This window comes from Nocardia sp. NPDC058058 (genome assembly GCF_042885355.1).
Classification (GTDB): domain Bacteria; phylum Actinomycetota; class Actinomycetes; order Mycobacteriales; family Mycobacteriaceae; genus Nocardia.
In genome coordinates this window covers 1,119,922-1,145,310 of record NZ_JBHVSA010000001.1, presented here as the reverse complement: position 1 = coordinate 1,145,310, position 25,389 = coordinate 1,119,922, and the positions used below count along the sequence as shown (strand labels likewise).

General features: G+C 66.5%; 24 protein-coding genes. 9 read left to right on the top strand and 15 right to left on the bottom strand.

Going from position 1 to position 25,389, the window contains the following annotated elements:
- Position 1: 1 nt before the first annotated feature.
- The 5 genes from ACFVUS_RS05245 to ACFVUS_RS05225 all read right to left on the bottom strand — a co-directional run bounded on the left by ACFVUS_RS05245 (position 2) and on the right by ACFVUS_RS05225 (position 5,214).
- Positions 2-814 (bottom strand): carbohydrate ABC transporter permease, encoded by an 813-nt coding sequence (locus ACFVUS_RS05245; RefSeq protein WP_387761899.1) that lies wholly within the window; start codon positions 812-814, stop codon positions 2-4.
- Positions 804-1,760 carry a carbohydrate ABC transporter permease gene (locus tag ACFVUS_RS05240; protein WP_387761898.1) on the bottom strand — a complete coding sequence of 319 codons (957 nt, stop codon included), beginning with the start codon at positions 1,758-1,760 and terminating at the stop codon, positions 804-806. The genes ACFVUS_RS05245 and ACFVUS_RS05240 overlap by 11 nt, the downstream gene beginning before the upstream one ends.
- Before the next feature lie 97 nt (positions 1,761-1,857).
- Positions 1,858-2,706, bottom strand: a complete 849-nt coding sequence (locus ACFVUS_RS05235) for a metallophosphoesterase (RefSeq protein WP_387761897.1) — start codon at positions 2,704-2,706, stop codon at positions 1,858-1,860.
- Entirely contained in the window at positions 2,703-4,067 is a 1,365-nt protein-coding gene (locus ACFVUS_RS05230) for an ABC transporter substrate-binding protein (RefSeq protein ID WP_387761896.1), read from the bottom strand. The genes ACFVUS_RS05235 and ACFVUS_RS05230 overlap by 4 nt, the downstream gene beginning before the upstream one ends.
- 31 nt (positions 4,068-4,098) lie before the next feature.
- A complete protein-coding gene (locus ACFVUS_RS05225) occupies positions 4,099-5,214 on the bottom strand; it encodes an ABC transporter ATP-binding protein (protein WP_387761895.1) in 1,116 nt (371 codons plus the stop codon).
- 147 nt (positions 5,215-5,361) lie between these two features.
- On the opposite strand from ACFVUS_RS05225, the gene ACFVUS_RS05220 reads away from it, so the two are divergent.
- Positions 5,362-6,051 carry a hypothetical protein gene (locus tag ACFVUS_RS05220; RefSeq protein ID WP_387761894.1) on the top strand — a complete coding sequence of 230 codons (690 nt, stop codon included), beginning with the start codon at positions 5,362-5,364 and terminating at the stop codon, positions 6,049-6,051.
- A gap of 68 nt (positions 6,052-6,119) precedes the next feature.
- On the opposite strand, the gene ACFVUS_RS05215 is transcribed toward ACFVUS_RS05220, so the two are convergent.
- Genes ACFVUS_RS05215 through ACFVUS_RS05205 form a run of 3 tightly spaced genes read right to left on the bottom strand, consistent with a single transcriptional unit; the run spans position 6,120 to position 8,396 of the window.
- Positions 6,120-7,064: a 5'-nucleotidase gene (locus tag ACFVUS_RS05215; RefSeq protein WP_387761893.1), complete on the bottom strand. Its 945-nt coding sequence runs from the start codon at positions 7,062-7,064 to the stop codon at positions 6,120-6,122.
- A gap of 22 nt (positions 7,065-7,086) precedes the next feature.
- Positions 7,087-7,602 carry an AAA family ATPase gene (locus tag ACFVUS_RS05210; protein ID WP_387761892.1) on the bottom strand — a complete coding sequence of 172 codons (516 nt, stop codon included), beginning with the start codon at positions 7,600-7,602 and terminating at the stop codon, positions 7,087-7,089.
- Between the two features lie 17 nt (positions 7,603-7,619).
- The gene (locus tag ACFVUS_RS05205; protein WP_387761891.1) at positions 7,620-8,396 is read right to left on the bottom strand and encodes a hypothetical protein; all 777 of its coding nucleotides are present in this window, start codon (positions 8,394-8,396) and stop codon (positions 7,620-7,622) included.
- Positions 8,397-8,514: 118 nt separating this feature from the next.
- Here ACFVUS_RS05205 and ACFVUS_RS05200 point away from each other — a divergent pair, with 118 nt between their 5' ends.
- From ACFVUS_RS05200 to ACFVUS_RS05190, 3 genes are all read left to right on the top strand, one after another.
- On the top strand, positions 8,515-9,060 hold the full coding sequence (locus ACFVUS_RS05200) for an SRPBCC family protein (RefSeq protein WP_387761890.1): 546 nt from the start codon (positions 8,515-8,517) through the stop codon (positions 9,058-9,060).
- A 127-nt stretch (positions 9,061-9,187) separates the two neighbouring features.
- Positions 9,188-11,353, top strand: a complete 2,166-nt coding sequence (helR, locus tag ACFVUS_RS05195) for an RNA polymerase recycling motor ATPase HelR (protein WP_387761889.1) — start codon at positions 9,188-9,190, stop codon at positions 11,351-11,353.
- A 68-nt stretch (positions 11,354-11,421) separates the two neighbouring features.
- Positions 11,422-12,138 carry a hypothetical protein gene (locus ACFVUS_RS05190; protein ID WP_387761888.1) on the top strand — a complete coding sequence of 239 codons (717 nt, stop codon included), beginning with the start codon at positions 11,422-11,424 and terminating at the stop codon, positions 12,136-12,138.
- Between the two features lie 9 nt (positions 12,139-12,147).
- Here ACFVUS_RS05190 and ACFVUS_RS05185 read toward each other — a convergent pair whose 3' ends face one another.
- On the bottom strand, positions 12,148-13,371 hold the full coding sequence (locus ACFVUS_RS05185; RefSeq protein ID WP_387761887.1) for a site-specific integrase: 1,224 nt from the start codon (positions 13,369-13,371) through the stop codon (positions 12,148-12,150).
- Between the two features lie 91 nt (positions 13,372-13,462).
- On the opposite strand from ACFVUS_RS05185, the gene ACFVUS_RS05180 reads away from it, so the two are divergent.
- Entirely contained in the window at positions 13,463-14,704 is a 1,242-nt protein-coding gene (locus ACFVUS_RS05180) for an epoxide hydrolase family protein (RefSeq protein ID WP_387761886.1), read from the top strand.
- A 97-nt stretch (positions 14,705-14,801) separates the two neighbouring features.
- Positions 14,802-15,791 (top strand): diiron oxygenase, encoded by a 990-nt coding sequence (locus ACFVUS_RS05175; RefSeq protein ID WP_387761885.1) that lies wholly within the window; start codon positions 14,802-14,804, stop codon positions 15,789-15,791.
- Between the two features lies 1 nt (position 15,792).
- On the opposite strand, the gene ACFVUS_RS05170 is transcribed toward ACFVUS_RS05175, so the two are convergent.
- Positions 15,793-16,518 (bottom strand): TetR/AcrR family transcriptional regulator, encoded by a 726-nt coding sequence (locus tag ACFVUS_RS05170; RefSeq protein ID WP_387761883.1) that lies wholly within the window; start codon positions 16,516-16,518, stop codon positions 15,793-15,795.
- A 127-nt stretch (positions 16,519-16,645) separates the two neighbouring features.
- Here ACFVUS_RS05170 and ACFVUS_RS05165 point away from each other — a divergent pair, with 127 nt between their 5' ends.
- A complete protein-coding gene (locus ACFVUS_RS05165) occupies positions 16,646-17,116 on the top strand; it encodes a DUF4333 domain-containing protein (RefSeq protein ID WP_387761882.1) in 471 nt (156 codons plus the stop codon).
- Positions 17,117-17,128: 12 nt separating this feature from the next.
- Here the strand turns inward: ACFVUS_RS05165 and ACFVUS_RS05160 are convergent, their stop codons facing one another.
- The 3 genes from ACFVUS_RS05160 to ACFVUS_RS05150 form a co-directional block, all read right to left on the bottom strand.
- Positions 17,129-18,334 carry an ABC transporter permease gene (locus ACFVUS_RS05160; RefSeq protein WP_387761881.1) on the bottom strand — a complete coding sequence of 402 codons (1,206 nt, stop codon included), beginning with the start codon at positions 18,332-18,334 and terminating at the stop codon, positions 17,129-17,131.
- Positions 18,331-19,209, bottom strand: a complete 879-nt coding sequence (locus ACFVUS_RS05155; protein ID WP_387761880.1) for an ABC transporter ATP-binding protein — start codon at positions 19,207-19,209, stop codon at positions 18,331-18,333. Before ACFVUS_RS05155 ends, ACFVUS_RS05160 begins: the two co-directional genes overlap by 4 nt.
- Before the next feature lie 81 nt (positions 19,210-19,290).
- Positions 19,291-20,694 carry an FAD-binding protein gene (locus ACFVUS_RS05150; RefSeq protein WP_387765408.1) on the bottom strand — a complete coding sequence of 468 codons (1,404 nt, stop codon included), beginning with the start codon at positions 20,692-20,694 and terminating at the stop codon, positions 19,291-19,293.
- A 117-nt stretch (positions 20,695-20,811) separates the two neighbouring features.
- Here ACFVUS_RS05150 and ACFVUS_RS05145 point away from each other — a divergent pair, with 117 nt between their 5' ends.
- A complete protein-coding gene (locus ACFVUS_RS05145; RefSeq protein ID WP_387761879.1) occupies positions 20,812-21,678 on the top strand; it encodes a class II glutamine amidotransferase in 867 nt (288 codons plus the stop codon).
- Positions 21,679-21,689: 11 nt separating this feature from the next.
- Here ACFVUS_RS05145 and ACFVUS_RS05140 read toward each other — a convergent pair whose 3' ends face one another.
- Positions 21,690-23,744 (bottom strand): ArnT family glycosyltransferase, encoded by a 2,055-nt coding sequence (locus tag ACFVUS_RS05140; RefSeq protein ID WP_387761878.1) that lies wholly within the window; start codon positions 23,742-23,744, stop codon positions 21,690-21,692.
- Positions 23,745-23,898: 154 nt separating this feature from the next.
- Between ACFVUS_RS05140 and ACFVUS_RS05135 the strand changes: the two genes are divergently transcribed.
- Positions 23,899-24,906 (top strand): alpha/beta hydrolase, encoded by a 1,008-nt coding sequence (locus tag ACFVUS_RS05135; protein ID WP_387761877.1) that lies wholly within the window; start codon positions 23,899-23,901, stop codon positions 24,904-24,906.
- A 19-nt stretch (positions 24,907-24,925) separates the two neighbouring features.
- On the opposite strand, the gene ACFVUS_RS05130 is transcribed toward ACFVUS_RS05135, so the two are convergent.
- Positions 24,926-25,369, bottom strand: coding sequence for an SRPBCC domain-containing protein (locus ACFVUS_RS05130; protein ID WP_387761876.1), 444 nt, complete (start codon positions 25,367-25,369; stop codon positions 24,926-24,928).
- Between the last annotated feature and the right edge of the window lie 20 nt (positions 25,370-25,389).

Here is a 25,389-nt window from a genome sequence, read left to right as displayed (position 1 = left end):
CTCACTTCAATCCCGAGCGCACGAATCCATCCACGATCTGACGCTGGAGCACCAGGTACAGCAGCAGCACCGGCAGACACGCCGCACCGGCCACCGCCATGAGCGGACCCCACTGCTCGCCCTCGGTGCCCATGAAGCTCCGAAGCCCCAGCTGCACAACGGAGTTGGAGCGACGCAGTACGATCGCGGGCCAGAAGTACTCGTTCCAGGCATTGATGAACAGCAGAATGCCCAGCGCCGCCAGCGCGGGCCGCAGATTGGGCACCACCACGGTCCACAGAATGGACCAGGACGAGCGGCCGTCCACCCGCGCGGCGGCCACCAATTCCTTCGGGAACGCGGCCATATGCTGGCGCAGCAGCAGAATCGCCAGCGCCGAGCACAGCGTCGGCAGCACCGTCCCGACCAGCGTGTCCAATAGCCCCAACCTGCTGAGCAGCAGGTAGTTCGGCAGCATCGACACCTGGAACGGCACCAGCCAGGTGCCCACGAACGCCAGGTACAGCAGCCGCTGGAACGGGAAGGTGTACATGGCGAACGCGTACGAGGCCAGCAACGCGATCAGCAACTGCCCGGCCGCCGAACCCGCCGCCATCAGGAACGTATTCCACAGCAGCCGAGGCAGATCCACCTTGTCCACGGCATCGGCGTAGCTGGCCGTGGACAGCGGCCACGGCAGCGGGGCCAGCGAGGACACATCCTGCGGGCGGCGCAGGCTGGTGGCGAACAACCAGTAGATCGGGAACGCGCACACCAGCGCCGTCGTACCCAGCAGCAGATGCCCGCCGACCCGCTGGATTCGGTCAATCATCATGGAAGGTCACCTTTTCCGAGAGCCACACCAGTAACCCGGCGACGGCGGCGAAGCCGACGAACAGCAGCACACCCGCCGCGGCGCTGAGCCCGGCGTCGAAGCTGTGGAAGGCGTACTCCCACAACAGGTAGTAGATATTCGTGGTGGATTGCGCGGGCCCGCCCTGGGTCATGGAATCGATCAGCGGGAAGGTGAGCGTGGGGCTCAGCAGCACCGTGGTCAGCACCAGGAAGACCAGCGTGGGCGAGAGCAGCGGCAGCGTGATCCAGCGCCGGATCTGCCCGCTGCTCGCGCCGTCGACCCGCGCGGCTTCCTCGTAATCGCCGCTGATCGCCGCCACACCCGCCGAGACCACCAATTGCGCGAACCCGAGCAGCTGCCATCCGGTGATGCCGATGATCACCAGATGCGCTGTCGCCGAGTCATATACCCAGTTGCGGTCCGATCCGAGCATGCGATCCACGAATCCGCTGCCCGGATGCAGCAGCCACCGCCATACCGCCGCGGCGGCAACGGGGGCGACCAGGAACGGCGCGAACACCATGGCCTGGTACACCGCCCGCGATCGCCTGCCGATGCGCCTGCCCGCGAAGGTCAGCAGCACCGGCAGCACGACCGTGAACGGCAGCAGCCCCAGAATCATCACCCCGGTACGCCCGACCGAATCCCAGAAGGCCGGAAGCTCCACCAGCCGTTCGTAATTCGCGGTGCCCACCGGCTTCATCGGCGCGGTCGGCAGCAGGTTCCACGAGTACGTGGACAGCTGCACCGCCTGCACCAGCGGCCGATAGGTCCACACCACGAGCAGAATCAGCGCCGGGGCGAGGTAGAGGTACGGCACCATCGTGCGACCGATGCGCCGCCGCAGCCGCTGCCGCACCGGTGGCGTCGACGGTCGCCCGCCGACGCCACCGCCCTCGCCGCGGTCCGGCGACCCGGCAGGCATCGAATCATGCTCCATTGCACTGGATTCGAGGCTCCCCGCCGTGCCGCAGGGGTCGACCGGACCGGTCTCGGCGCGGGTATCGATTACGAACACGAGCTCACCGATGGTCCGGGGTCAGGACGGCCAGGCGGGCCAGCTCGGCCGCCTCGTCGCGATCGTAAAGCTGTGTGGCCGCGGTGACTTCGACCGCCGTGGCCACGAAGGCGGCGCCGATGACATCGATGCGGGTGAACCCGAAACCGTCGGTGGCCTGCTGGCGTCCGGCGGCGGCCATGGCGTCGATGCGATAGGCCACCGCCGGTCCGATCCACACCGGAATCCCCGCGAGCGAACCCGCACTGGTCAGGTGGTGATGGCCGCTGACGATCATCCGCACATCGGTGCCCGCGACCACATCGGCGAGGTCATCGGTGTTGTGCAGTTTGAGAATGCGGGCGGCGGCCAGGGCCGAGCGCAGCGGCGGATGGTGCACGGCCAGCAGGGTCCCGCGCGGGGCGGGAGTCCTGAGTTCGTCTGCCAGCCACTGCAATTGGGAGGGTTCCAGGCGGCCGTCGTGGCGGCCCGGGATGGTGCTGTCCAGGGCGATGACGCGCAGGCCCGCCACCTCGCGCACATAGTCGTGCGGTCGGTCCGGGGAGAGCGTCAGGCCCAGCAGTTCGGTGCCGAACGCCCCGCGTTCATCGTGATTGCCCATGACATAGACGATCTGCGCGCCCAGTTCGGCCGCGGCCGGTTCGAGCGTCTCGCGCAGGCGGCGGTAGGCCGCCGCGTCCCCGATATCGGTGAGATCACCGGACAGTACGAGCGCGTCGACGCGCCCGCCCGCCGCGCGCAGCCGATCCAGCACGCGGACGAGATTGGCGTGACTGTCCACCCCGTTGTGGATCGGGTCGCCCGCGGCGCGAATATGGGTGTCGGAGATCTGGATTACGGTGAGATCGCTCATGAGGCGGGCAGCAGTTTGGCGCCCTCGGTGCGGGCGGCGGCGAGCGTGGACTGCGGATCCTTGCCCTGGAAGACAATCGATTCGACGGCATCCATCATGCCGTCGCGGATCTGCAGATAGTTATTGCCCGGCAGCGACACCCACGGTTCCATCGCCGCCAATTGCGCGACATTCGGGGCCAGCAGCGGATTCTTCTGCGCCCAGTCGTAGAGGGCGTTGTTCTTGTCCAGCAGGCCTGTACGCAGCGGCAGGTACCCGATGTTCTGCGAGATGGTGGTGTAGGCCGAGGCGCTGGTGAGGAATTTGATCAGTTCCCACGCGGCGCGCTGCTTGGCCGGATCCGAGGACAGAATATGCAGGCCCGCACCGGAATTGGTGGGGACGACAGGCTTATCGCCGAAGCGCGGCATGGCCGCCGAGCGCAGATCCCACTTGTCCTTGGCGCCGGCGACGAAGGTGCCCTGGATGGCGCTGGTTTCCAGGATCATGCCGACCTCGCCGCGCGCGAACGCCTCGTACCCCTGCTTCTGGTTCAGCTTGGGCATCGCGCCGGTGTTCACCAGATCCTGTGCCATCTTGGTGACCTGGACCGCGGCGTCATCGGCGAAACCGAGCGTGCGCCGGTCCTCGGAGACCACGCGACCGCCGTTGGAGCGCACCATGGATTGGAAGCACCAGTCCTTGGCGCTCTTGGTCAGGCAGTCGATGTACGCACCGCCCTGACCGGTGCGGGTGGCGATGGCGCGGGCCGCGTCGCCGACCTCGGCCCAGGTGGTCGGCGGCTTGCTCGCGTCGAGTCCGGCCTGGGCGAACAGGTTCGCGTTGTAGTAGAGCACCGGGGTGGAGAACACGAACGGGACGCCGTAGGTGTGCCCGTCCCAATCGTCGAGGGTGCGGGCGCGCGGGGCGAACGGCAGGGTGCCCTCGAAGTTGTTCTTCACCTCATCCTTGCCGACCAGCACGTCCAGGGGCTTGGCCTGCAATTGGTGCACGGTGAAATCCAGGTCGCTGAAACCCAATTGGGCCACATCCGGCGGTGAACCGGCGACCAGCTGATTCTGAATGCTGGAGATGGTGTCGCTGGCCGGGTTGGGGCTGTTGCCCTGCGGCTTCTGCGCGGTCACCTTGATATTCGGGAATCTACGGCCGAAATCGGTGATGAGGGTGTTGAAGGTGTCGGTCCACGGCCCGGCGAGCCCGTAGTTGTAGGACTCGAAGACGATCGAAACCTGTTGATCGGAGCGCAATTCCGGGATCTGCGCGGTGGTCGATTCGCCGGAGGTGCTGCCGCCCAGCCCGCACGCGCTGAGCGTGACGGCGGCGGCGCACATCAGGCCCAGCCGGGGCAGAGTGCGTTTCACGATGGTTCTCCTCGATATGTGCTGAGCGATGTCAGGACACCGGCACGGCGGCCGGTGACGCGTGGGTGTCGGACTGCCAGCGCAGGCGCAGCCCGGAATCGGGGTGGAAGAGATGGATATCGGCCGGATCGGCGCGCAGGGTGAGTTGATCGCCGCGGCGTACTCCGGCGGGGCGGGGGAGCCGGGCGCACAGGCTGTGCGCGCCGATGTCGAGGTGCACGAGTTCCTCGCTGCCGAGGTTCTCGACCATGCGGACGCGGCCGTGGATGCGGCCGGTGGGATCGATGCGCAGGCGTTCGGGACGGATGCCCGCGGTGACGGCGGTGACACCGGCGTGGGTGTCGGCCGCCAGGCCCAGCGGGGCGGTGATGCCCTCGGCCTGCACGTGTAGTTCGCCGTCGCGCGAGATCGCCTCGGCGGGAAACAGATTCATCGGAGGTGAACCGAGGAAACCGGCGACGAAGGTGGAGCGCGGGCGGTCGTAGAGCTCTTCGGGGGTGCCGACCTGTTCGATGCGCCCGGCGTTCATCAGCGCGATACGGGAGGCCATGGTCATGGCCTCGACCTGATCGTGGGTGACATAGACGAACGTCGCGCCCAAGCGCTGATGCAGGGCGATCAATTCCGCGCGGGTGGCGCTGCGCAGCGCGGCATCGAGGTTCGAGAGCGGCTCATCCATCAGGAACGCGCCGGGATCGCGAACCATGGCCCGGGCCAGCGCGACTCGCTGGCGTTGCCCGCCCGAGAGCGCGGCCGGGCGGCGATCGAGCAGTGCGCCGAGTTCGAGCACCGCCGCCACTTCCTCGACGCGCTGGGTGATCCGCGCCTTGGTTTCGCGCCGGGATTTGAGCGGAAAGCCGATATTCCCGGCCGCCGTCAGATGCGGGTACAGGGCGTAGCTCTGGAACACCATGGCCAGATCGCGGCGCTGCGGTGACATCTCGGTGATATCGCGTTCGTCGAGCAGAATCCTTCCGGCGGTGGGGGATTCGAGTCCGGCGAGCAATCGCAGCAGGGTGGACTTGCCGCATCCACTGGGGCCCAGCAGCACCAGGAATTCGCCGTCCGCGATATCGAGGGTCACCTCCCGCACCGCTTGGTGCGCACCGAATTCTTTCGACACCGCGTCGATCTGTACTCGAGCCATGCGCTCAGTCTCGATGTGCCGCGGCACCGCCGACCCCGGCGATAGAGAACGACGATCGCCCGAAAGCAGTTGCTACCTCACCGCCGGGTGACCCCGAGTCTCGGCCACGGTAATCGGGTCCTCAGATTCCGCAGCAGAAAGCCACCGATGAGAACCCTCGCCGCCACCGTGACGGTACTGGCCACCACCCTGGCGGTCCTGGACGCGTCCGCGACCGCCCAGGCCGACCCCGCCACCCCCGTCAACTTCACCGCCACCAATACCGAAACCGCCACCGTCATCCGCACCGACGCGGGCACCATGACCGCCGACAACGGCGTCTTCAAGATCAAGGCTACCGACGGCACGGTCCTGGGTGGCACCGAATTGTCCTTCCGCGTAGACGATTTCACCTTCCCGATCACCGCCGAAATCGCCGACCACCGCGCCACCCTCACCCCTCGCTTCGACCTCGACCACGCCACCTATCAGCCCGTGGCTCTCCCGTACGAGAACCAGGCCCCCTGGAAGACCGAATACGAACGCGAACAGGCCGCCTGGAACCGCCTCGCCTCCACCATCAGCGCGGGCGCCACCATCGGCACCGCGGTGGGCGGCATCGCCGGTGCCGCCATCGGCTGCCTCATCGGCGGCGCCACCGGCGCGGCCCTCACCGGCGCTCTCTCCGCCATGTTCGGCGCCCTCCCCGGCGCCATAGTCGGCTGCATCGCGGGCCTGTCGGTAATCGGCTTCCTGGGCACCCTGGTAGGCCAACTCTTCATCACCGCCCCGGTAGCCATCCTCGCCGCCGCCCAATACTTCACCACCATCAACACCCCCTTCACCCCCGCCAAATAGCCGCGGCCCAACGCTTCGCGGCGGTCGCACGCGATCGCGGCGAAGCGCGGACGCGGCGGGCAACTGCGTCACGGCTGCTTGATGATCTCCCGGTTCAAGGCTCCGAAAGGAACATGCACCGACGGCGCGTATCGAGACGTTCCCAAGAGATGGGTGGTCTGATCGTCGAAGAAGATGTGCGGCTTGAGCACCTTCATGATTCGACCCTTCTCGATCCCACCGAGGAAGAACGCATCATCGACATTCACCTGCCAAGCCTTGAGGCTATTGACAACTCGCTCGTGTGACGGAGCGTTCCGCGCCGTCACGATGGATACGAAAAGCCTTCTGCGGTATTCGGAATCCGTCTCGCAACGATCTCGCTCGGCCTGCTGGATCCGGGACAGTGCCCGCAGTAGCGGGAGCAACGGCCCTTCGGGGTGGGTCTCGGTCATTTGCTGCGATTCGCTCGCGTGAAAGGCGCTGATATCACCCGACTGCTGAAACACCTGCTCGGCGGCATCGTCGGTAAGGACGCCATCGAAATCGAAGGCGATTCTCAACTCGTCGCGATCGTCGTCCTCGGACGCCGACTCCAGAACTCGCCCCGCGGGATATCCGGCATCGACGGCCGACCGCACCGCGGCGTCATCCGCGGACAGATACAGTGCGATATTCAGCGCCGGTATGAACTCGTAGGGCGATCTACCTGCCCGGAAGATGGCCCGCGTGATATCCAGCCCGTGATGGGCGATCGACCGCATCACCCGCAACCCGGTGTCCGGATCATTGCGCGACATGATGACGACCTCGACCAGTGGATCTCCCACCGGCGAAAGGCTGTTCAGCTGTAGCAGTCGCTTGAGGAAAGGAAAGGCCACACCCGTCCGCAGCGGGTCCTCGAGATGCGCTTCCTGAAATCTCCGATAGGCGGCCTCGCCTTTTTCTCGAAAGACCGCATCGGCCTCCCGCAAATCGAACAGAGCGCTGGACGCCACGCCGATGACCAGCCGTTTATCGAGATCGTAAGGCACACCACCATCCTGCCAGTTCAGGTCACCGAGCAGCTGCGGCCCGGATTCGCTCGGCGAGGAAGGTGTGGTTCACGGGAATTGCCGTGTTTACGAACAGAGTTGGGGTCAGCCCCAGCGGTGTCGCCCGAGCGGCCCAGACGTCCCAGTCCTGGGCGAGACGTTCGGCGTCCTGATAGAACGCTGGGCGGCAGCGGTTTTCGTAGCGCCTTCTCGCGAGGTCGGGTGGGATATCGCACCAGACTTCAACCGCATGGGTTGCCCCGGATTGCTCGATGCCCGCGCGGGCGAAGGCCAGGTCTCGGGGTTTGAACCACCAGGAGTCGATGACGACGGTGCCGGGGATGGCGCGAGCCAGAGCCCAGACCGCGGTCATGGCGGTGCCGCCCAGGATCGAATGATCGGCCATGTGGGCTGAAAAAGCTTCCTTGGCCGCGTCTTTGGAGAGGAAGTGAGCGTGCAGGGCCGTGGCGAGCGGGCCGCCCAGGGTGGTTTTACCGGAGCCGGGCAGCCCGTTGATCAGTACCAGGAGTTCGGCCACTCAGCCATGGTGGCAGATCAGTTGGCGGCGGCGGGTTGGGCGCAGAAGTGGGTGCGGGCGGCGGAATTGGTGGCGTAGGGGGTCAGGGAGAGGGTGGTGGGGGTGGACAGGACGCATTCCTTGGGGGTGGTGTGGACTTCTACGGTGGCAGCGGGGACGAGTTTGTCGGATTCGTAGGTCCAGAAGGTGTGGGTGCGGCCCTTGTTCGCGGGGAGGTCCGCCGAGGTGACGGTGAAGCCGTCGGGGGAGTAATCGATTGCGGTGCCGGTGAATTCGCCGCTGCGGGTGAACTCGGTGGCGGTGCCGGTGGCGTGGTAGACGGCGTAGCGGGTGCCGGACGGGGTGGTGGCGAGGGGGAGGATGAGTTCTTCGCGGCCGTCGGCGTCGGTGTCGATCAGTTCGGGGCGGGAGCGGGCGGCGTCCACGCCCTTCTCGGTGATCGTCTGCGCGACAGTGCCATTGGCGGTGGTGATCGCGATGGTCAGGGTGCCGTTCTCGCCTGTTCCGGTGCGCCGCACGACGAACCCGAGATCGGCCGAGTCGGTGGATTGCAGGGTGCAGTCCGGCAGCGGTTTGCCCGAATCCTTGTCGGGGCAGGGCAGCAGCGCGCCGGCCGGGGCCACCGTGGTCGCCGCGGGCGCGGGAGTCGACGGGGGAGTCGTCGCCGCGGTCGCGGTGCTCGTTGCCGGAGCGGCCGGTTTCGGCGGGTCGGTGTCCAGACCACTGACGTTGTCACAACCCGCGACGATCATGGTGGCGGCGAAAACAGTGCATATTGCGGAATTTCTCCCCATGGCGGAGAGCATAGCGGCGGGCGCGGGGACGTTGGATGGCACGTCATGATGAGTGGCATTGCGCGCGTATGGGATTCGGGTCTAGCCTGAAAGTTGTCCCAGACAGCAAGGGGTGGCTATGTCCGGCGAGACACTAGCAACGGTTCAGCGATTTCTACGGCCGCCGGAAGGCGTGCTGCGCACCCGCACCGAACACGGCATGACCGATGCGATGTCGATCGTCATCGACGCACCGGCACAACAGCTTTGGGACCTGGTCACCGATATCACCGGCATGGGCCGATGGAGTTCGGAGAACCGTCGGGGTCGTTACCTACGCGGTTCGGGTCCGCGGGTCGGCTCATGGTTCGTCGGCCTGAACCGCATCGGCCCGGTGATGTGGGCAACCCCGTGCGAGATCACCGTCGCCGAACCGCGCACGCACTTCGAGTTCCAGGTGCATATCGTCGGACCGCGCTGGGGCTACCGGCTCGCACCCGATCCCGGCGGCACACTCGTCACCGAATACCGCGATTGGTCCTACACGTCGGCGTTCAACCGACTCTTGCGCTGGTCCGGACCCCTGGGTCAAACTCGGGACAATCACGCCCTGCACGGCATCCCGGAGACGCTGCGAGCCCTCAAAGAGCACGCCGAAAGCAAGTCTGAATCAGCGGGGAAATAGAAATAGGAAGGAGAACAACTCCTTCCCACTCTCAACTTATATCGCACCCGGGGGCTTGCCGCAAGACCCGGGTGATGCCGCAGAATCGCTCCTCGAAGCCAGAACCTGCGGATATGAGGAGTTGTGAATGGGTGCGACCGATACGAATCCGCTGACCGTCGATGCGTTCAACCTGCCCGAGCGTCTCGCCGCCAAGGCCGACCCGGCATTGATCGCCGATGACCGGCGGCATTTCGCCGCCATCGCCCAGAGTCTCGAACAATCGATCACCGACCTGACCAACCGTCTCGACACCATCCGCAAGGCCCCCGTCTCATTGGGCCAGGAGGCGGTCGAACGCGATCAGGAGGTTCGCCAGCTCACCGGCCGCCTGCGCGGCCTGAGCCGTTTCGGTCTGGACCTGTGCCTCGGCCATTTCGTCCGCGAGGGCGATCCCGAACCCGTCTACGTCGGCCGACTCAGCCTGACCGACAGCACCGGTGAGCGCCTGCTGGTCGACTGGCGTTCCCCCGCCGCCGAACCGTTCTTCGCCGCCACCCACGGCCGCCCGATGGGCCTGACCCGGCGTCGCCGCTACCGCTGGACCCTGGGCCGCATCAGCGACTACTGGGATGAGGTCTTCACCGCCGACGGCCTGGAGAACAACGCCACCCTCGACGATCAATCCGCGTTCATCGCCAGCCTCGGCAGCAACCGCTCGGCGCGCATGCGCGATGTGCTGGGCACCATCCAGGCCGATCAGGACGCCATCATTCGCGCGGGCTCGCGCGGCGCACTGGTGGTCGACGGCGGCCCCGGCACCGGTAAAACCGTTGTCGCCCTGCATCGTTCGGCCTATCTGCTGTATGCCGATCCGCGCCTGCAACATCGCCGGGGTGGTGTGCTGTTCGTCGGACCTTCCCGGCCGTACCTGTCCTATGTCGCTGATATCCTGCCGAACCTGGGTGAGGAAGGCGTGCAGTCCTGCACGCTGCGTGACCTTGTCACCGAGGGCGAAACCGCTGCGGTGGAATCGGATCCGGAGGTCGCGCGCCTGAAGTCTTCCGCGGATCTGGTGCGTGCCATCGACGCCGCCGTCAAGTTCTACGAGCAGCCGCCCGCCAAGGGCATGACGGTCTCGACCGACTGGGCCGATGTCCGGCTCAGCGCCGACGATTGGGCCGAAGCGTTCGAGGCCCCCGAACCCGGCACCCCGCACAATGAAGCGCACGAACAGATCTGGGACGTGCTGTGCGCGATCCTGAAAGATAAACACGACGATGACATCCCGGCGAGTGCACTGCGAGAGTCATTGTGGCGCAACCGCGAACTGCGCACCGCCCTCAATAACTCCTGGACCATCATCGAGGCCGCCGATCTGGTCGGCGACCTCTGGTCCGTGCCCGCGTACCTGCGTAAATGCGCGCCCTGGCTCACCGCCGAGGAGGTGCGCACGCTCCAGCGCGCGGACGCCAAACACTGGACCATCTCCGACCTGCCGCTGCTCGATGCCGCCCGCCAGCGCCTCGGCGATCCGGACGCGGCCCGCCGCAAACGCCAGTACACGGCGACCGTCGCGGCGGAGCGGGCGCGCATGGACGATGTCATCGGCGATCTGATCGCCTCCGCCGTCCACGATGACGGCGAAGGCCTGATGACCATGCTGCGCCAGCAGGACCTCAAGGACAATCTGGTCGACGGCAGCGCCCTGCCCACCACCGATCCGGATGTGCTGGCGGGCCCCTTCGCCCACATCGTGGTGGACGAGGCGCAGGAGTTGACCGATGCCGAATGGCAGATGCTGTTGCAGCGCTGCCCGTCTCGCAGTTTCACCATCGTCGGAGATCGCGCCCAGGCTCGCCACGGCTTCACCGAGACCTGGCAGGAACGCCTGGAGCGCGTCGGCCTCGACCGAATCACCGTGTCGCCCTTGAGCATCAACTACCGCACCCCGGAGGAGGTGATGGCCGAGGCCGCCCCGGTCATTCGCGCCGCACTGCCCGACGCGAACGTCCCCACCTCGATTCGCAGCAGCGGTCTGCCGGTCGTGCACGGCGTGACCACGGATCTGGACGCGATCCTGCACGCCTGGCTCACCGAACACGAGGAGGGAATCGCCTGTGTCATAGGCGATCCGGCGTTCGAGAGCACCGCCAGGGTCCGTTCGCTCACCCCGGAACTGGCCAAGGGCCTGGAATTCGATCTGGTCGTACTCATCGATCCGGAGCGCTTCGGCCGCGGCATCGAAGGCGCGGTCGACCGCTATGTCGCGATGACCAGGGCCACCCGGCAGTTGGTGATCCTCACCCGCTGACCACTGCCCCCACGGGCGGGACTGTCATGGCGAAACCGGTGAACCGGCCGGTCGGCTAATCTCGATCGATGAGCACAGTCCCGCCCCGGTCTCTCGCCGAGCGGCGTGGCGCGCGCACCGGCCCATCGCTCGCGAAGCAGGCGATCTTCCTGGCCGCGGGCATGCTCGCCGGTGGCCTGCTGGCCTACTCCGCCCCGCGCATCGGACCCGAACCGATCTGGCTCGCCGCGATGATCCCGGCCCTGTGGGTGCTGATGATCGGCCTGATCGTGGTGAGCGCGTGGCGAACCCGTACGGCGATGGCCGGTTTCGCGCGCACCGTCGGCCCGGTGGAGTACCTGTTCGCCGTATCGGCGGTGTCCGGCCTCGTGCTGTCCGACCCGGGCGGTACGCGACTAGCTCATCGGCTGGGTACCGGGTTGCTGGCCTGCGCCGTCCTGTTGCTGGCATTGGCGGTGTTCGCCCGGCTGCACCGGATGCGCCGCCGCACCATCGCGGCAGACGTACGTGAGCGGGGCACCCGCACCCGCGGCGTGGTGACTTCCACTGGGCTGGAGGATTTTCCGGCCACACCCAACCCGAAGATCGCCAACTTGACCGTCCGATTCACCGATGACAACGGCACCGAGCGCTGGCTCACCCCGACCGCCTACCAGGTTCCGATCCAGCCGATCGCGATCGATACCGAAGTCGTGGTGTGGTTCGATCCCGAACACCCCGGCGACATCTCGCGGATAGTGGTCGAGTTCGACAATGGCGTCAGCCGAATCGTGCGGACGAAATAGCGGTCCGAGTCACAGACCGAGCTTGGTTACCGCGTTGTCCTCCAAGGGATTCGCGGTTCGGATGTAGCCGTGCACGGTGCGCGGATTGGACCAGCGGCCCTGTCGCATGATCTCGCGGTCGCTCGCTCCGCCCAGCGCGGCCTGGGTCGCGAAACCCGCGCGCAGGGAGTGCCCGGAGAACAGATCCGGGTCCAGGCCCGCGCGTGCGGCGTAGCGCTTGACCAGTTCGGCCACCGCGCGACCGGACATGGGGGAGTCGCCGATACCGCCGTGCCGCGAGATCGCCGGGAAGAGCGGCACATCCGGTTCGGTGAGCGTGGTGCCGGTGAATCCGTGGCAGCGATGGATGCGTGAATCGGCGTGATGCTCGGCGAGCCATCCGGGCAGCGCGGCGGGATCGGCGAAGTGCGTCTCGCGCAGGCGAATCCAGTCGGCGAAGGCGCAGACCGGGCAGGTGTGCGGCCGCTGCCCGCGCGGCAGCACCACTCGCTGCCCGGCGATGCCGGTGGGGTCGGTCTTGGTGCTGGGCAGCTGAACGATCAGCAGTGGTTCGCCGCTGGCGTGATCGGTGTCGACGCGAACGTCGGTGATGGTCAGCCCGGCGATCTCACTGCGGCGCAACGCTCCCGCGAATCCCACCAGCAATAGCAGGGTGTCGCGGCGGCGGGCGGGCTCGGTCGGCCAGCCCGGATCCGGGAGCTCGGCGAGCAACTGATCGAGGGTGTGCAGCAGGACCGGTCGTTTGCGTTTGGGCTGGGTGCGCCGGGTGCGCCGGATACCGCGCAATGTCAGGCGCACGACATCCGCGCGCGTGGGTGACGGTAGCCCGTTCGCGGCGTGCACCGCGGCCAGCGCCGCGGATTTGCGTTCGAGTGTGGCTGCGCTGAAGGCCCATTCACCGTTCGGCCGCCGCGCATCGGCCGCGGCCGCGAGATACACCGCCACATCCAGGGCATCGGCGGGCAGCGCCTGCCGCGATTCCGCCACGCACCAGGCCGCCCAGGCGATCCAGTCCGTCCGGTACGCGCGCAGCGTATTCGCCGACTGCGACGCCTCGAGATAGCGCCGCAGCGAGCCCGCCTGCTCATCGTCGAACCGTTCCCGAACCAGGTGCAGCGCAGCGGTATCCACCAGCACGCTGCGCACCCCGCGCCGCAATTCGGTGCGCACCGCATCGGGCACCGCGATCACTCCACCGTGCTGTTCGGTCTGCGCTTCCCGCCCTCCGGCCATGAATGGACCCTACGGCACCGGTCCGCGTCCGCGCCGGAACGCACGACAGTAAGGTCGGGCGCGCGTATTCGTGCCGATGCAGGAGGCCAGTGTGAGTATCGAAACCACCCGCCCGGATCGTTCATTTCCGTTGCGGCAGCCACCGATTCACGTCCCGGAGGAAACCCTCGAGGATTTGCGCGCGCGACTGGCGCTGACCCGCTGGTCCGATGACGCGGGCAATGCGGACGGCTCCTACGGCGTCCCGCGCGCCTACCTCCAGGAACTGGTCGAGTACTGGCAGACCGGATTCGATTGGCGCGCCGCCGAAGCCGAGATCAACGCCTACGAACACTATCGAGTCGAAATCGACGGCGTCCCGGTGCATTTCATGCGCAAGCCCGGCGTCGGCCCGAATCCGAAACCGCTGATCCTCACGCACGGCTGGCCGTGGACGTTCTGGCACTGGTCCAAGGTCATCGACCCGCTCGCCGATCCCGGCGCGCACGGCGGCGATCCGGCCGAGGCGTTCGATGTGATCGTGCCGTCCTTCCCGGGGTTCGGTTTCTCCACCCCCGTCCCGGACCGCCCCGACCTGAACTTCTGGAAGGTCGCCGATATCTGGCACACCCTCATGACCGAGGTCCTCGGCCATGAGAAGTACGCCGCCGCCGGCTGCGATGTCGGCGCACTGGTCACCGGTCAACTCGGCCACAAATACGCCGATGAGCTGTACGGCATCCATATCGGCTCCGGTCAGAAACTCGATATGTTCAATGGCGATCGCGCCTGGGACCTCAGCGGCGGCCACCCGATTCCCGAGGGCCTCCCGCCCGATGTGCACGCCCGAATCGTGGAGCTGGACCACCGTTTCGCCGTCCACCTCGCCGCCCACATGCTCGCCCCGAGCACCCTGGCCCACGGCCTGTCCGACTCACCCGCGGGCATGCTGTCCTGGATTCTGGAGCGCTGGACCTCCTGGAGCGATAACCACGGCGATATCGAAACCGTCTTCACCAAAGACGAATTGCTCACCCACGCCACCATCTACTGGGTCACCAACTCCATCGGCTCCTCGATGCGCCTCTACGCCAACCACAACCGCTACCCTTGGACCCCCTCGCACGATCGCGAACCGGTCATCGAAGCCCCCACCGGAATCACCTTCGTAGCCCACGAAAATCCCCCCGGCATCACCACCGCCGACCGCGTCCCCCACTTCCTCACCACCGACCGCGCCCCTTGGTACAACCACATCAACCTCACCGCCCACGACTACGGCGGCCACTTCATCCCCTGGGAAATCCCCGACGAATGGGTCGCCGACCTGCGCCGCACGTTTCGTGATCGGTGAATTGATCGGGCGAAGTATTGTGTGGGACCGCGAGTCCCATATATCCTCGGAAGAGTGCGGGCGGTCACATATCGCCCGCCTGCACGAGGAGACATCGATGACGCTGTCAGATTCGGTTCGCACCGACTTCTTCGACGCCGACTACCGCGCGGCGCTGGCCACCCTGTCCGAGGGCTCGGTGCACCGCAAGTTCGACCCCTATCTCGATATCGATTGGGACGCACCGGATTTCCAGTTGGATCCGAATGATCCGCGCTGGGTGCTGGCCCCCGAATACGATCCGCTGGGTGCCACGCAGTGGTATCGCGAGCTGCCGTTGGAGCGGCAGATCGAGATCGGGCGCTGGCGGATCGCGAACGTCATCAAGGTGGGCGCGGCCTTCGAGAGCGTGCTGATTCGCGGGATGATGCAGTACATCATGAAGCTGCCCAATGGGTCGCCGGAGTTCCGCTACTGCCTGCACGAGATGACCGAGGAGTGCAACCACATCCAGATGTTCCAGGAACTGGTGAATCGCATCGGGGTGGATGTGCCCGGTATGCGGCCGCTGTTCCGGATGCTGTCCCCGTTCATCGGGGTGGCCGGCGGCTACGCGCACGTGATTCTGCTGATCGGGGTGCTCGGCGGCGAGGAGCCGATCGACCACTATCAGAAGGCGCTCATCCGGCACGGCGGCAATGTGCCCCCGGCGGTGTTGCGCACCATGGAGATTCACATCGCCGAGGAAGCCCGGCATATCTCCTTCGCAGGCGAATTCCTGGCCGCGCACCTGTCCCGGATGAGCACCGCCGGACGCGCGGTGTGCTCGGTGGCGTTCCCGCTGGCCATGCGCTGGCTCGCGAGCGAGATCATGGCTCCGTCCAAATCGTTCGCGCGCCGGTTCGACATCCCGGACGAGGTGATGCGCGAGGCATTCTGGCAGGGTCCGCACGCACGACAGATCCTGTCCGGATACTTCGGTGATATGCGTGCGCTGGCACGGGATCTCGGACTGATGAATCCGGTGGCGCGCCAGTTGTGGACGCTGATGAAGATCGACGGCCCTGCCTCGCGCTACCGCAGCGAACCCGAACGCCGGGTCGCCTGACTCACTCCGGGGTGTTCGCCGCCAATTCGTTCAATACGGTCAGCAGCGGGCGCTCCGGGTCGAGGGTGAGGCCGTGCTCACGGGCCACCCCATCGAGCACGCTCCAGGCGTAACCGGCTACGGCCGCAACGAGTTTGGCGCGCGACAGGGCGGGTTCGGGATCACGCGTCCAACGGCTCACCGTCGACTCGGTCATGGTCACGATGGCGAAGGTCATGGTGTCGATGGCCGGTTCATCGGCGACACCGATCACCCCGGCCAGCCCGGACACCAATTGCCGCGTGCGACTCGCGATCTCGGCCTGCAGGCCCACCATCGCCGACATAGTGTCCGGATCTCCGACACCCGGTCCCCGGCGGACGAACTCATCGCGGCGCGGATGTTCGCCGATCCAGTCGACCACCGCTCCGATCGCGCGCAGCAGAATCTCGCGAATCGATCCGGCCCCGACATCGAGCGCCGCGTCCACGGTGCCCGCGAACTCGCCGCAGATCGCGGTGCGCACGTGCCGATCCAATTCGTCACGCCCGGAGAATTGGCGATACACCACCGATTTGGCGAGCCCGGCCCGCTCGGCGATCTGCTGCATCGACGCCTCGGCCCCGGGCGCGTTCTCATCGAGCAATTCGATGGCGGCGGCGATGATTCGCTCACGCCGCTCATCATTGTGCGGTTGCCAGCGCGCCTGCCGTCCACCGATGGCGGCGGCGGGTTCGGCACTGGTCACGCCGCCGAGTCTAGGGCACCCGATACTCGCCGACGGGGAACACCCGGACCGCCATTCCGCCTGCCGAAATCGGGACGAACCACCGAATCACTTCCGGAGCACGGCACTTCGGGGAAAGATCGCGGTCATGACCGAGCCGCGTCCAAGATCGAATGTCCTCCTGATCACCCTGGCTGTCTGCGCGATAGCCGTATCCGGTCTCATGCTGGTGGTGGTCGTGAGCACGATAGGCCCGAGCAAAGATGCCGCAGCGGCCACCAAAACCACCTCGAAGCCCCCGACTCCGGCGGCCATCGCCCCGGTGGTCCCCGTCGTACCGGTCGCACCGCCGCCACCCGCCCCGGTGACGACGGTGCCGACGACCACCGCGTCGGCGAGCGCCCTCGACCACACCGAAGTTGCCTCGGAAATCGTCTCGGTCCTGCAAAGCGACTACGGCATCGACGACATCAGCACCGTCCGCTGTCCCAATTCCATGCCCGTGCGCGTCAACGCCGTCTACACCTGCACCCTCAAGGTGGGCGGCGAACCCAAGCACGTCTCCGTCCAAATCACCGATCAGTCCGGCAATTACGACGTCAGCCGTCCGACCACCTAGCCGAACCCGCGCTCAGTCCTCCACCTTCAAGGCCTGCCGGATGGTGAGACGACCCTGGGTCTGCATGAGCGAGCGGCGGTACAGCTTCTCGGCGGCCAGCACGATGCCGTAGGTCGCCACCGCGGTGATGCCCAGCGCGATGAAGGGTTCCCACCAGGCCGCGGTGCCGTCGGCGAGGCGGCCGGGCATGGCGATAACGCTGACTATCGGGACATACGAGGCGATTACCCGGCCGGTGCCCGTGAGGAAGATGCCCGCGAACAACACCAGCATGATGCACATCGACAACGGCGTCGACGTGGATTGCAGATCCTCATTGCGCGTCGACAGCGCGCCCGCCACGGCCCACAGACTGGCCAGGGCCAGGAAACTGACGACGAAGAAGACGATGAACCAGCCTGCCGCACCGGCGATCTGGGTGACCTGATCACCCTTGCCGATAGCCGCCAAGCCGATCAACCCCGCACCGCCGAACAGCACCAACTGCCCGAATGCCATCACGGTATTGCCCGCTACCTTGCCGATCAGCAACTGCCGCAGCGGGATAGCGCTGGCGAGGATCTCCACGATGCGGTTCTGCTTCTCCTCGACCACGCTCTGCGCGATGGCCATACCGAACAGGATGGACGAGAGGTAGAACAGGAAGGCGAAGACGATGGTCACCACCTTGGCCAGGGCCGGATCGACCGCCGCCTTGTCGATCACGTCATAGCTGACCGCGCTGCCCTTGGACAGCTGCTCGATGGAGGTACCCGCCGCGACCGCATTGCGCTGCAACGTGACCTGCTGCACGGCGGCGGTCAAATAGGTTGCGGCGTCATCGTTCTTCGCCGATTTGCCGAGCAACCGCCAGCCGTTCGCGTCCGCGAGCAGGCCCACGGTGACGGTCTCATCCCGCACCTGCGCATCGACGACGGCCGCGTCGGCGACCTGATGCGCGGTGAAGGTGATCTTCTTGTTCGCGGCGTCGGCCAGCGCGTTCGCCGTGGTGACGATCGGCGCGGCGTCCGCACCCACGATGGCGACGTCGACGGTGCTGGCGCGGCTGCCCGCGAATGCGCTGATGGCCAGCGACGCCACGATCACCACGACGGTGAGAATGGTGGATACCAGGAAATTCCGGTCCCGCAGTTTGACCGCGATCTCGCGGGCGGCGACGATACGCCACACTCCCGACGGCGCGGAATCGGCTGCGGTGGAAGTGCTTTCGCGGCTCATGCGGTCACCTCTCGATAGATCTCCGACACCGAGGGCCGCACCTCGGCCAATTCCCGCACCGACCCATTGGCCAGTGCGGCGGTGAGCAATTCATCGGTGGTCACGCCGGTCAATTCGAGCAGCACGCCCGCGCCATTGTTCTCCACGACCCGCACCCCGGACAGCGTGCCGAGCCACTCGGTATCCCCGGTGAATCCGAGCCGATAGCGCGCCGGACCCGAATTCCGCAGTTCGGCGGCCGCACCCTGCGCCACCACATGGCCCTTGGCGAGAATCACCAGGTGATCGCACAGGCGCTCCACCAAATCCAGCTGATGCGAGGAGAACAGCACCGGAACACCCTGCGCGGCATACTCACCCAGCAGTTCGGCCATGGAATCGATCGCGATCGGATCCAGACCGGAGAACGGTTCGTCGAGAATCAACGCGGTCGGATGGGTGATCACCGCGGCCGCGATCTGCACTCGCTGCTGATTGCCCAGCGACAGCGATTCGAGTTTGTCCTTACCGCGATCACCGAGCTGAAACCGTTCCAGCAATTCCTGCGCCTGCTGTTTCGCGGCGACCGCGGTCAGACCGCGCAGCCGCGCCAAATACACGAGCTGATCCAGCACCGGCTGTTTCGGATACAGTCCACGCTCCTCGGGCATATACCCGAACGATCGTCGATCCGCCGCCGTCACCGGATGCCCGTGCCAGCGCACCTCACCACCGTGAGTGGCCAAGACGCCCATGATCATTCGCATGGTGGTTGTCTTGCCCGCGCCGTTTCCGCCGACGAATCCGGTCAGCGCACCCGGTTGTACGGTGAACGACACATCATCGACGGCGGTGTTCTCGCCGAATCGGCGCACCAGATGCGCGACTTCCAGCATGAATTCTCCCCTGCGTTTGCGGCCGATCCACTCGACCTGCTCTGCCCTCGGACTCGCTATTCCGCCGTGCCTGCGGCGAGACTAACCGCGCACACCCGCCGGTTCGCCGCCGACAAGCTGGACGCGCCGAGCCAGATCGGAGACGAACACCCGCTCCGGATCGGCCGCATCGCGCACCCGCTGCCATTCCGCGAGCCTCGGATACATGGCGCGCACCATTTCCGGCGTGGTGCGCGAATCCTTCGCGAAGTACAGCCGCCCGCCCGCCGCCAGCACCCGTTCATCCAATTCCGCGCACAGGCGATCCAGTCCGGGCGCGATCGGAAAGTCCAGGCTCAACATGAAACCCGGATGCGGCCACGACAGTGGCGCACGATTGCCCGGTCCCATCCGCTTGAATACATTCAGGAATGACGGATGCCCGGAGTGCGCGATGGCACGCACCGCATCGGCGAGCTGATCCTCCGCACCGAATGGCATCGACAGCTGGTATTGCAGGAACCCGCGCCGCCCATAGGCGCGATTCCATTCCCCGAGCAGATCCAGCGGGTGATAGAACTGCGTCAAATTCTGAATCCGCCCGCGCGCCCGCTTCGGAAACGCGCGATACGCGACCTCGGCCAAGACCCGCGCGGTCACCCTGTTCACCATCCCGTTCGGGAAGATATCGGGCACGGTGAACAGCTGCGGCGCATCGAATTTCAATGGATTCGAGCGCAGCTTCACCGGCAGCTCATCGAGTTTGGCCAGCGATCCCCGGCTGAACGCGGCCCGCCCCAGCTTGGCCCCGGTATTGATGGTGTCCGGCACCGACATCGAATAGTCGTACCCGTCATCGGATCCGCCGGTCAGCAATTCCATGGTCTCGTCGAGGGACGTGGTGCGGTCATTGTCGACGAGGAAATACGCGGTCTCGGTGTGCTTGCACCGCACGCGCGCCCGCACCACGATGCCGGTCAACCCCATACCGCCGACGGTCGCCCAGAACAGCTCCGACTCCGGCCCTTCGGGTTCGAGGGTGCGGACCGATCCGTCGGCGGTCAGCAAATCGATCGACAGCACATGATTGCCGAAGCTGCCGTGCGAATGATGGTTCTTGCCATGGATATCGGAGGCGATCGCCCCGCCGACCGTGACCTGCCGCGTGCCCGGCAGCACCGGCACCCACAACCCGTGCGGCAGCACCGTGCGCATGAGCGCGTCCAGGCTCACCCCGGCATCCACATCCACCACACCGCTGTCGGGGTCGACGGTGTGAATCCGGGCGAACGTCGTCATATCGACGACCAGGCCGCCCCCGTTCTGCGCCGGATCCCCATAGCTGCGCCCCAGCCCCCGGGCGATCACCCCGCGCGGCCCCGCCTCCCGGACCGCGCGTGCCACCCGATCGATATCGTCGGTCGAAAGTACCTGCGCCACTGTGGAAGCCGTCCGGCTCCAGCCGCTCAACGCGCGGCGATCGATCACACTTTCCCCTGCGGTGATATTCACACCGCCACGGTAGCGGCGGATTCGGACGCGCGCCGCCGCCCGCGTGTGCCCGGGTATCCGAGCGGCGGTGCAGAATATTTCGGAGGGCCGTCGACTTTCGAGGAGGACGCCATGTGCAGGCTGTTCGGATTATCGGCCGCGCCGCAGCGGGTCAAAGCCACATTCTGGTTGGTGAACGCGCCGGACAGTTTGGAACAGCAGAGTCGGCGGGAGCCGGACGGGGTCGGGCTGGGGACCTTCACCGCCGAGGGGAAGCCGCTGGTGGAGAAGCAGCCGATCGCGGCCTACCGGGACGCGGACTTCACCAGGGAAGCGCGGGAACGGGAGTCGGCGACTTTCGTCGCGCACGTGCGGTTCGCCTCCACCGGTGGTTTGCGGCCGGACAATACGCACCCGTTCGAACAGCACGATCGCCTGTTCGCGCACAACGGCGTCGTGCAGGGACTGCCCGAATTGGAGGCGGAACTGGGTGACTACCGGGCGCTGGTGCACGGTGACACCGATTCCGAACGGTTCTTCGCGCTCATCACCCAGCGCACGGATCGGCACGGGGGAGATGTGAGCGCTGGCATCGCCGATGCGGCGCGGTGGATCGCGGACAATCTGCCGGTGTACGCGCTCAACCTCATTCTGACCACGGCCACCGACCTGTGGGCGCTGCGCTACCCCGATACGCACGAACTGTTCGTGCTGGAGCGCGATCCCGGCGGACCGGACGGCACGCGCCATCTCGAGCACGGCGGGCGCACCGGAATCCACGCGGCCAGTGCACAACTCACCGATCACCCGGCCGTGGTGATCGCGACCGAACGCATGGACCCCGACCCGGGCTGGCGTGCGCTCGCGCCCGGGGAACTCCTGCACGTCGACGGCGCGTTGCGGGTGCGATCCGAGATCATCGCGAATTCCGCACCGCGCCATCCGCTCTCGCTCGCCGACCTCGATCCGACCGCCGCGGCCTCACAGACCGGGCAGTAGCTACACGTCCGTCAGTGTGCCGGTGCGGTGAGGTCGAAGACCGCGAGGTTGCCGATGTGCTGTTCGGTGTAGTGCGCCATCACCCAGTCCAGGATCTGCTTGTTCCCGGCGGGCCGCCATACGCCGGGTTCGGAGTTCGGCTGCGCCGAGTTCGGTTGCGCGGCAGGCGGTGTGGCATCGGCGGTCTTATCGCCGGGCTTCTTGTCGGTGCGCCAGGCGTCGGGCAGCTTCACCTCGGGAACGATGTAGTAGCCGATCTGCCGATCGCGCACATACTGCTGGAACCGCGGCAGCGTGGGCACCGGATCCTCCGAGGTGAAGCCGCCGATCGCCATCACCGAGGTGCGAGTGGCCAATTCGAGCGCCGCCGCCGGACCGGACCGGTCAATGGCCGCGGACCATGTCGTATCGGTGGCCTTCAGCATCGCGGCCAATTGCGGATCGACGTCACCGGTTCCCATCATCATGCTCATCTGACTGCGGAAAGCGCTGAGCGCACCCAGATCTCGGGGCGGGGCAGGTGGGCCCACACTGGGTCCGCCGCCGGTGTGCGACTGCGGCAGCGTCGCGGCGGTATAGGCGACCGAACCGGCCAGGCCGGCAAGCACACCCGCGATTAGCAGCAGCGCGGTGGCGCGATCGCGAGCGGGGCCGCGTTTCGCGGCGGGCGGCAGCGAGGCCAGGATCAATCCCAGCACCACCAGCACGGTGACCGCGAGAATCGTCCAGCGCAGCCACGGCTGCCAGGGGTGATTGCGCTGCAACAGCACGAACGCCCACACCCCCATGCTCAGCACCAGTGCGGCCCCGCCGATTCGGCCGAAGGCACTCGTGCGCCGCTGCCACAACTCGTGCACGCCGAGCGCGAACACACCGGCGATCGCGGGCGCCACGGCGAGGGTGTAGTAGGCGTGCATACCGCCCTGCATGCCCGAGAACGCGACACCGTCGATGATCAGCCACAACCCGAAAACCAGTGCGGCGCCGCGGATCAAGTCCGTGCGCGGTTCCTTGCGGCGCGCGATGAGAACTAGCACGAACGCCAGCAGCGCCGCGGGCAGCAGCCAGGAAATCTCGAAGCCGATCTCGCCGGTGAACATGCGGCTGCGCCCGGACCCGAATCCGCCCGGGCCGAAATGCTGTTGGACGCTGTGCGGGATCTGATAGCCCTCGGGCAGCTCGAACGGATTACGTCCGCCCATATGGTTGTGGCCCAGGTAGCGCGCGAATCCGTTGTAGCCAAGGACGAGATCCATGAACGTGTTGTCCTTGGAACCGGCCAGATACGGCCGCGAGGATTCCGGCCACAGGATGGTCAGCACCACGTACCAACCCGACGAGACCAGCAGCGCGCCCGCCGCCGCGAACAGGTGCAGGAACCGATTGCGGAGTGAGGTCGGTGCGACCACGAGATAGGCCAGCCCGAGCGCGGGCAGCACCATCAAGCCCTCGAGCATCTTGGCCAGGAACGCGAATCCCAGTGCGACTCCGGCCAAGAGCAGCCAGCGCAGGCTCGCCTTCGGGAGCGCCCGAATGGTGCAGTACGCGGCAGCGGTCATGAGCAGCACCATGACGGCGTCGGGGTTGTTGAACCGGAACATCAGGGCCACCACCGGCGTCACCGCCAGCACCGCGCCCGCCAGCAATCCGGCCCCGCGATTCAGCGTCACCCGGGTGACCGCGCCGTACATGAGCGCGACCGCCGCCACCGCCATGAGCGCCTGCGGGGCGAGCATGCTGGCACTGCTGAACCCGAACAGCTGGCCCGAGAGCGCCATCACCCATTGCGAGACCGGCGGCTTGTCGACGGTGATGAAATTGCCCGGGTCCAGCGACCCGAACAGCAGTGCCTTCCAATCGTCCGAGCCGGACCACACCGCGGCGGCATAGAACCCATTGCCCATCCCATTGACGGTGATGTTCCAGAGGTAGGCCACGGCGGTGCCCAGCAGCAGTGCGGCCAATCCCGCGCGCTCCCATCTCCGGACGGGTGGCAGCAGGGCCGTTGCGGTCTCGGCGGGCGGCGTCGATACGGGTGGCGCGGACTCGGCGGTGGTGACGGTCACCGCGGGAGTCTCGCCGCCGACCCGGTGAGGAGCCTGGCCTCTAGCTGGGAAAACGCTGTGAATCAGGTTATGCGGGGCAATTTTTCGCGTGGGGAACGCGGGAGCGATCTTGGGCGTTGGCCCAGTGATTCGGCAGTGGACGTCAGGTGATCGGATGAGTGTGCAGCGTCGCAAGATCGGTAAATGGGTCGTAGTGGTCTCGGTATGCGCCGCCGCGGCGGCACCGGTGGCGGCACCCGCGGGGGCCGCCGCACCGACCGCCGCGGGGGACGGCTCCCATATCGATCACGTGGTGCGCACCGATGAGCGGCGCGAAACCGTCTACGTGTACTCGGCCGCCATGAATCGCGTGATCGGGCTGCGTGTCATGCGGGCCGGGGATACGAGTCGACCGCAGCCGACGCTCTATCTGCTCAATGGCGCGGAGGACGGTCTCGGTGCCGGTGGCGTCGAGTCCTCCTGGGAGACCAATACCGATCTGATCGACTTCATGTCGGATAAGAACGTCAACACCGTGACGGTCCTGGACGGTAAGTATACCTACTACACCGATTGGGTCGCCGACGATCCGAACCTGGGCCGCAATAAATGGACCACCTTCCTGACGCGGGAACTGCCGCCGCTGCTCGATGCCGAACTGAACGGTTCCGGCCGCAACGCCATTGTGGGAGTGTCGATGTCGGGCACCGCCGCGCTCGCACTGGCCGAATCCGCGCCCGGGCTGTACCGCAGTGTCGGCTCGTTCAGCGGATGCGCCGAAACCAGTACCGATCCGGGACGGCGGTATGTCCAAGCGGTGGTGCTCTCCGGCGGCGGCAATCCGTGGAATATGTGGGGTGTGGACGGTGCGCCGGGCTGGGTCGCGAATGATCCCGCCACCCTGGAGAACCTGGAGAAGCTGCGCGGGGTCGATCTGCACATCTCCGCCGGTGACGGCGGGGCGGCGGACCCTACCGGGCGGCAGCACACGGCGGCGGGCGGCGGAGCGCTGGAATCGGTCGTCGACACCTGTACGCACGAATTGGAAAAGCGCACAACCCAACTGGATATCCCCGCCACCTACACCTACGTCCCCGGCGGTCAGCATTCGTGGCCGTACTGGCAGGACGCGCTGCATCAGGCCTGGCCGGGTATCGAACGATCGCTGACCACCGGGAATTAGCCGCGGGGGAGCGGTCGAATCAGTTCCAGCTGTCGATCTTGATATCGCGCGGATCCGGTGCGCCCGTACCCGTTTCGATCAGCTGCTTCAGGCTGACCAGGAATACCGCCCATTTGGTGCTGCAGTGGTGCATGAAGGGTACGGGCTCCTTCCAACCCAGATGCCGGAACAGCACATTGGCGTATTCGTCGGCCTGGTCGAGCTCGAACTCGACATGGGTGCCGATCCACTCCTCGGGACCGTCCACGACCTCCCAGAGCACCCGCTTGTCGGCGACGAGGTCGACGACCTTCATATCGATTCCACCCGGGCCGAAACGGAATTGGAGCACGCCGCCGACGTCATTGCCCTTGCCGGAGGTATTGCTCGCCCACCAGCCCGATAGGCCCTCGACGCTGGTCAGCGCCGAATAGACCTCGGCCTTGGGCGATTTGATGCCGACCTGGTGCAGGATATCTACCATTTTCGATCTTCCTTCTGTGC

Coding starts and splice junctions, on each gene's coding strand:
- ACFVUS_RS05205 (WP_387761891.1), bottom strand. CDS start 8,396: ATGGGGAGAAATTCCGCAATATGCACTGTTTTCGCCGCCACCATGATC.
- ACFVUS_RS05155 (WP_387761880.1), bottom strand. CDS start 19,209: ATGCTGGAAGTCGCGCATCTGGTGCGCCGATTCGGCGAGAACACCGCC.
- ACFVUS_RS05145 (WP_387761879.1), top strand. CDS start 20,812: ATGTGCAGGCTGTTCGGATTATCGGCCGCGCCGCAGCGGGTCAAAGCC.
- ACFVUS_RS05220 (WP_387761894.1), top strand. CDS start 5,362: ATGAGAACCCTCGCCGCCACCGTGACGGTACTGGCCACCACCCTGGCG.
- ACFVUS_RS05160 (WP_387761881.1), bottom strand. CDS start 18,334: ATGAGCCGCGAAAGCACTTCCACCGCAGCCGATTCCGCGCCGTCGGGA.
- ACFVUS_RS05225 (WP_387761895.1), bottom strand. CDS start 5,214: ATGGCTCGAGTACAGATCGACGCGGTGTCGAAAGAATTCGGTGCGCAC.
- ACFVUS_RS05240 (WP_387761898.1), bottom strand. CDS start 1,760: ATGCCTGCCGGGTCGCCGGACCGCGGCGAGGGCGGTGGCGTCGGCGGG.
- helR (WP_387761889.1), top strand. CDS start 9,188: ATGGGTGCGACCGATACGAATCCGCTGACCGTCGATGCGTTCAACCTG.
- ACFVUS_RS05185 (WP_387761887.1), bottom strand. CDS start 13,371: ATGGCCGGAGGGCGGGAAGCGCAGACCGAACAGCACGGTGGAGTGATC.
- ACFVUS_RS05235 (WP_387761897.1), bottom strand. CDS start 2,706: ATGAGCGATCTCACCGTAATCCAGATCTCCGACACCCATATTCGCGCC.
- ACFVUS_RS05175 (WP_387761885.1), top strand. CDS start 14,802: ATGACGCTGTCAGATTCGGTTCGCACCGACTTCTTCGACGCCGACTAC.
- ACFVUS_RS05135 (WP_387761877.1), top strand. CDS start 23,899: ATGAGTGTGCAGCGTCGCAAGATCGGTAAATGGGTCGTAGTGGTCTCG.
- ACFVUS_RS05130 (WP_387761876.1), bottom strand. CDS start 25,369: ATGGTAGATATCCTGCACCAGGTCGGCATCAAATCGCCCAAGGCCGAG.
- ACFVUS_RS05165 (WP_387761882.1), top strand. CDS start 16,646: ATGACCGAGCCGCGTCCAAGATCGAATGTCCTCCTGATCACCCTGGCT.
- ACFVUS_RS05200 (WP_387761890.1), top strand. CDS start 8,515: ATGTCCGGCGAGACACTAGCAACGGTTCAGCGATTTCTACGGCCGCCG.
- ACFVUS_RS05245 (WP_387761899.1), bottom strand. CDS start 814: ATGATGATTGACCGAATCCAGCGGGTCGGCGGGCATCTGCTGCTGGGT.
- ACFVUS_RS05190 (WP_387761888.1), top strand. CDS start 11,422: ATGAGCACAGTCCCGCCCCGGTCTCTCGCCGAGCGGCGTGGCGCGCGC.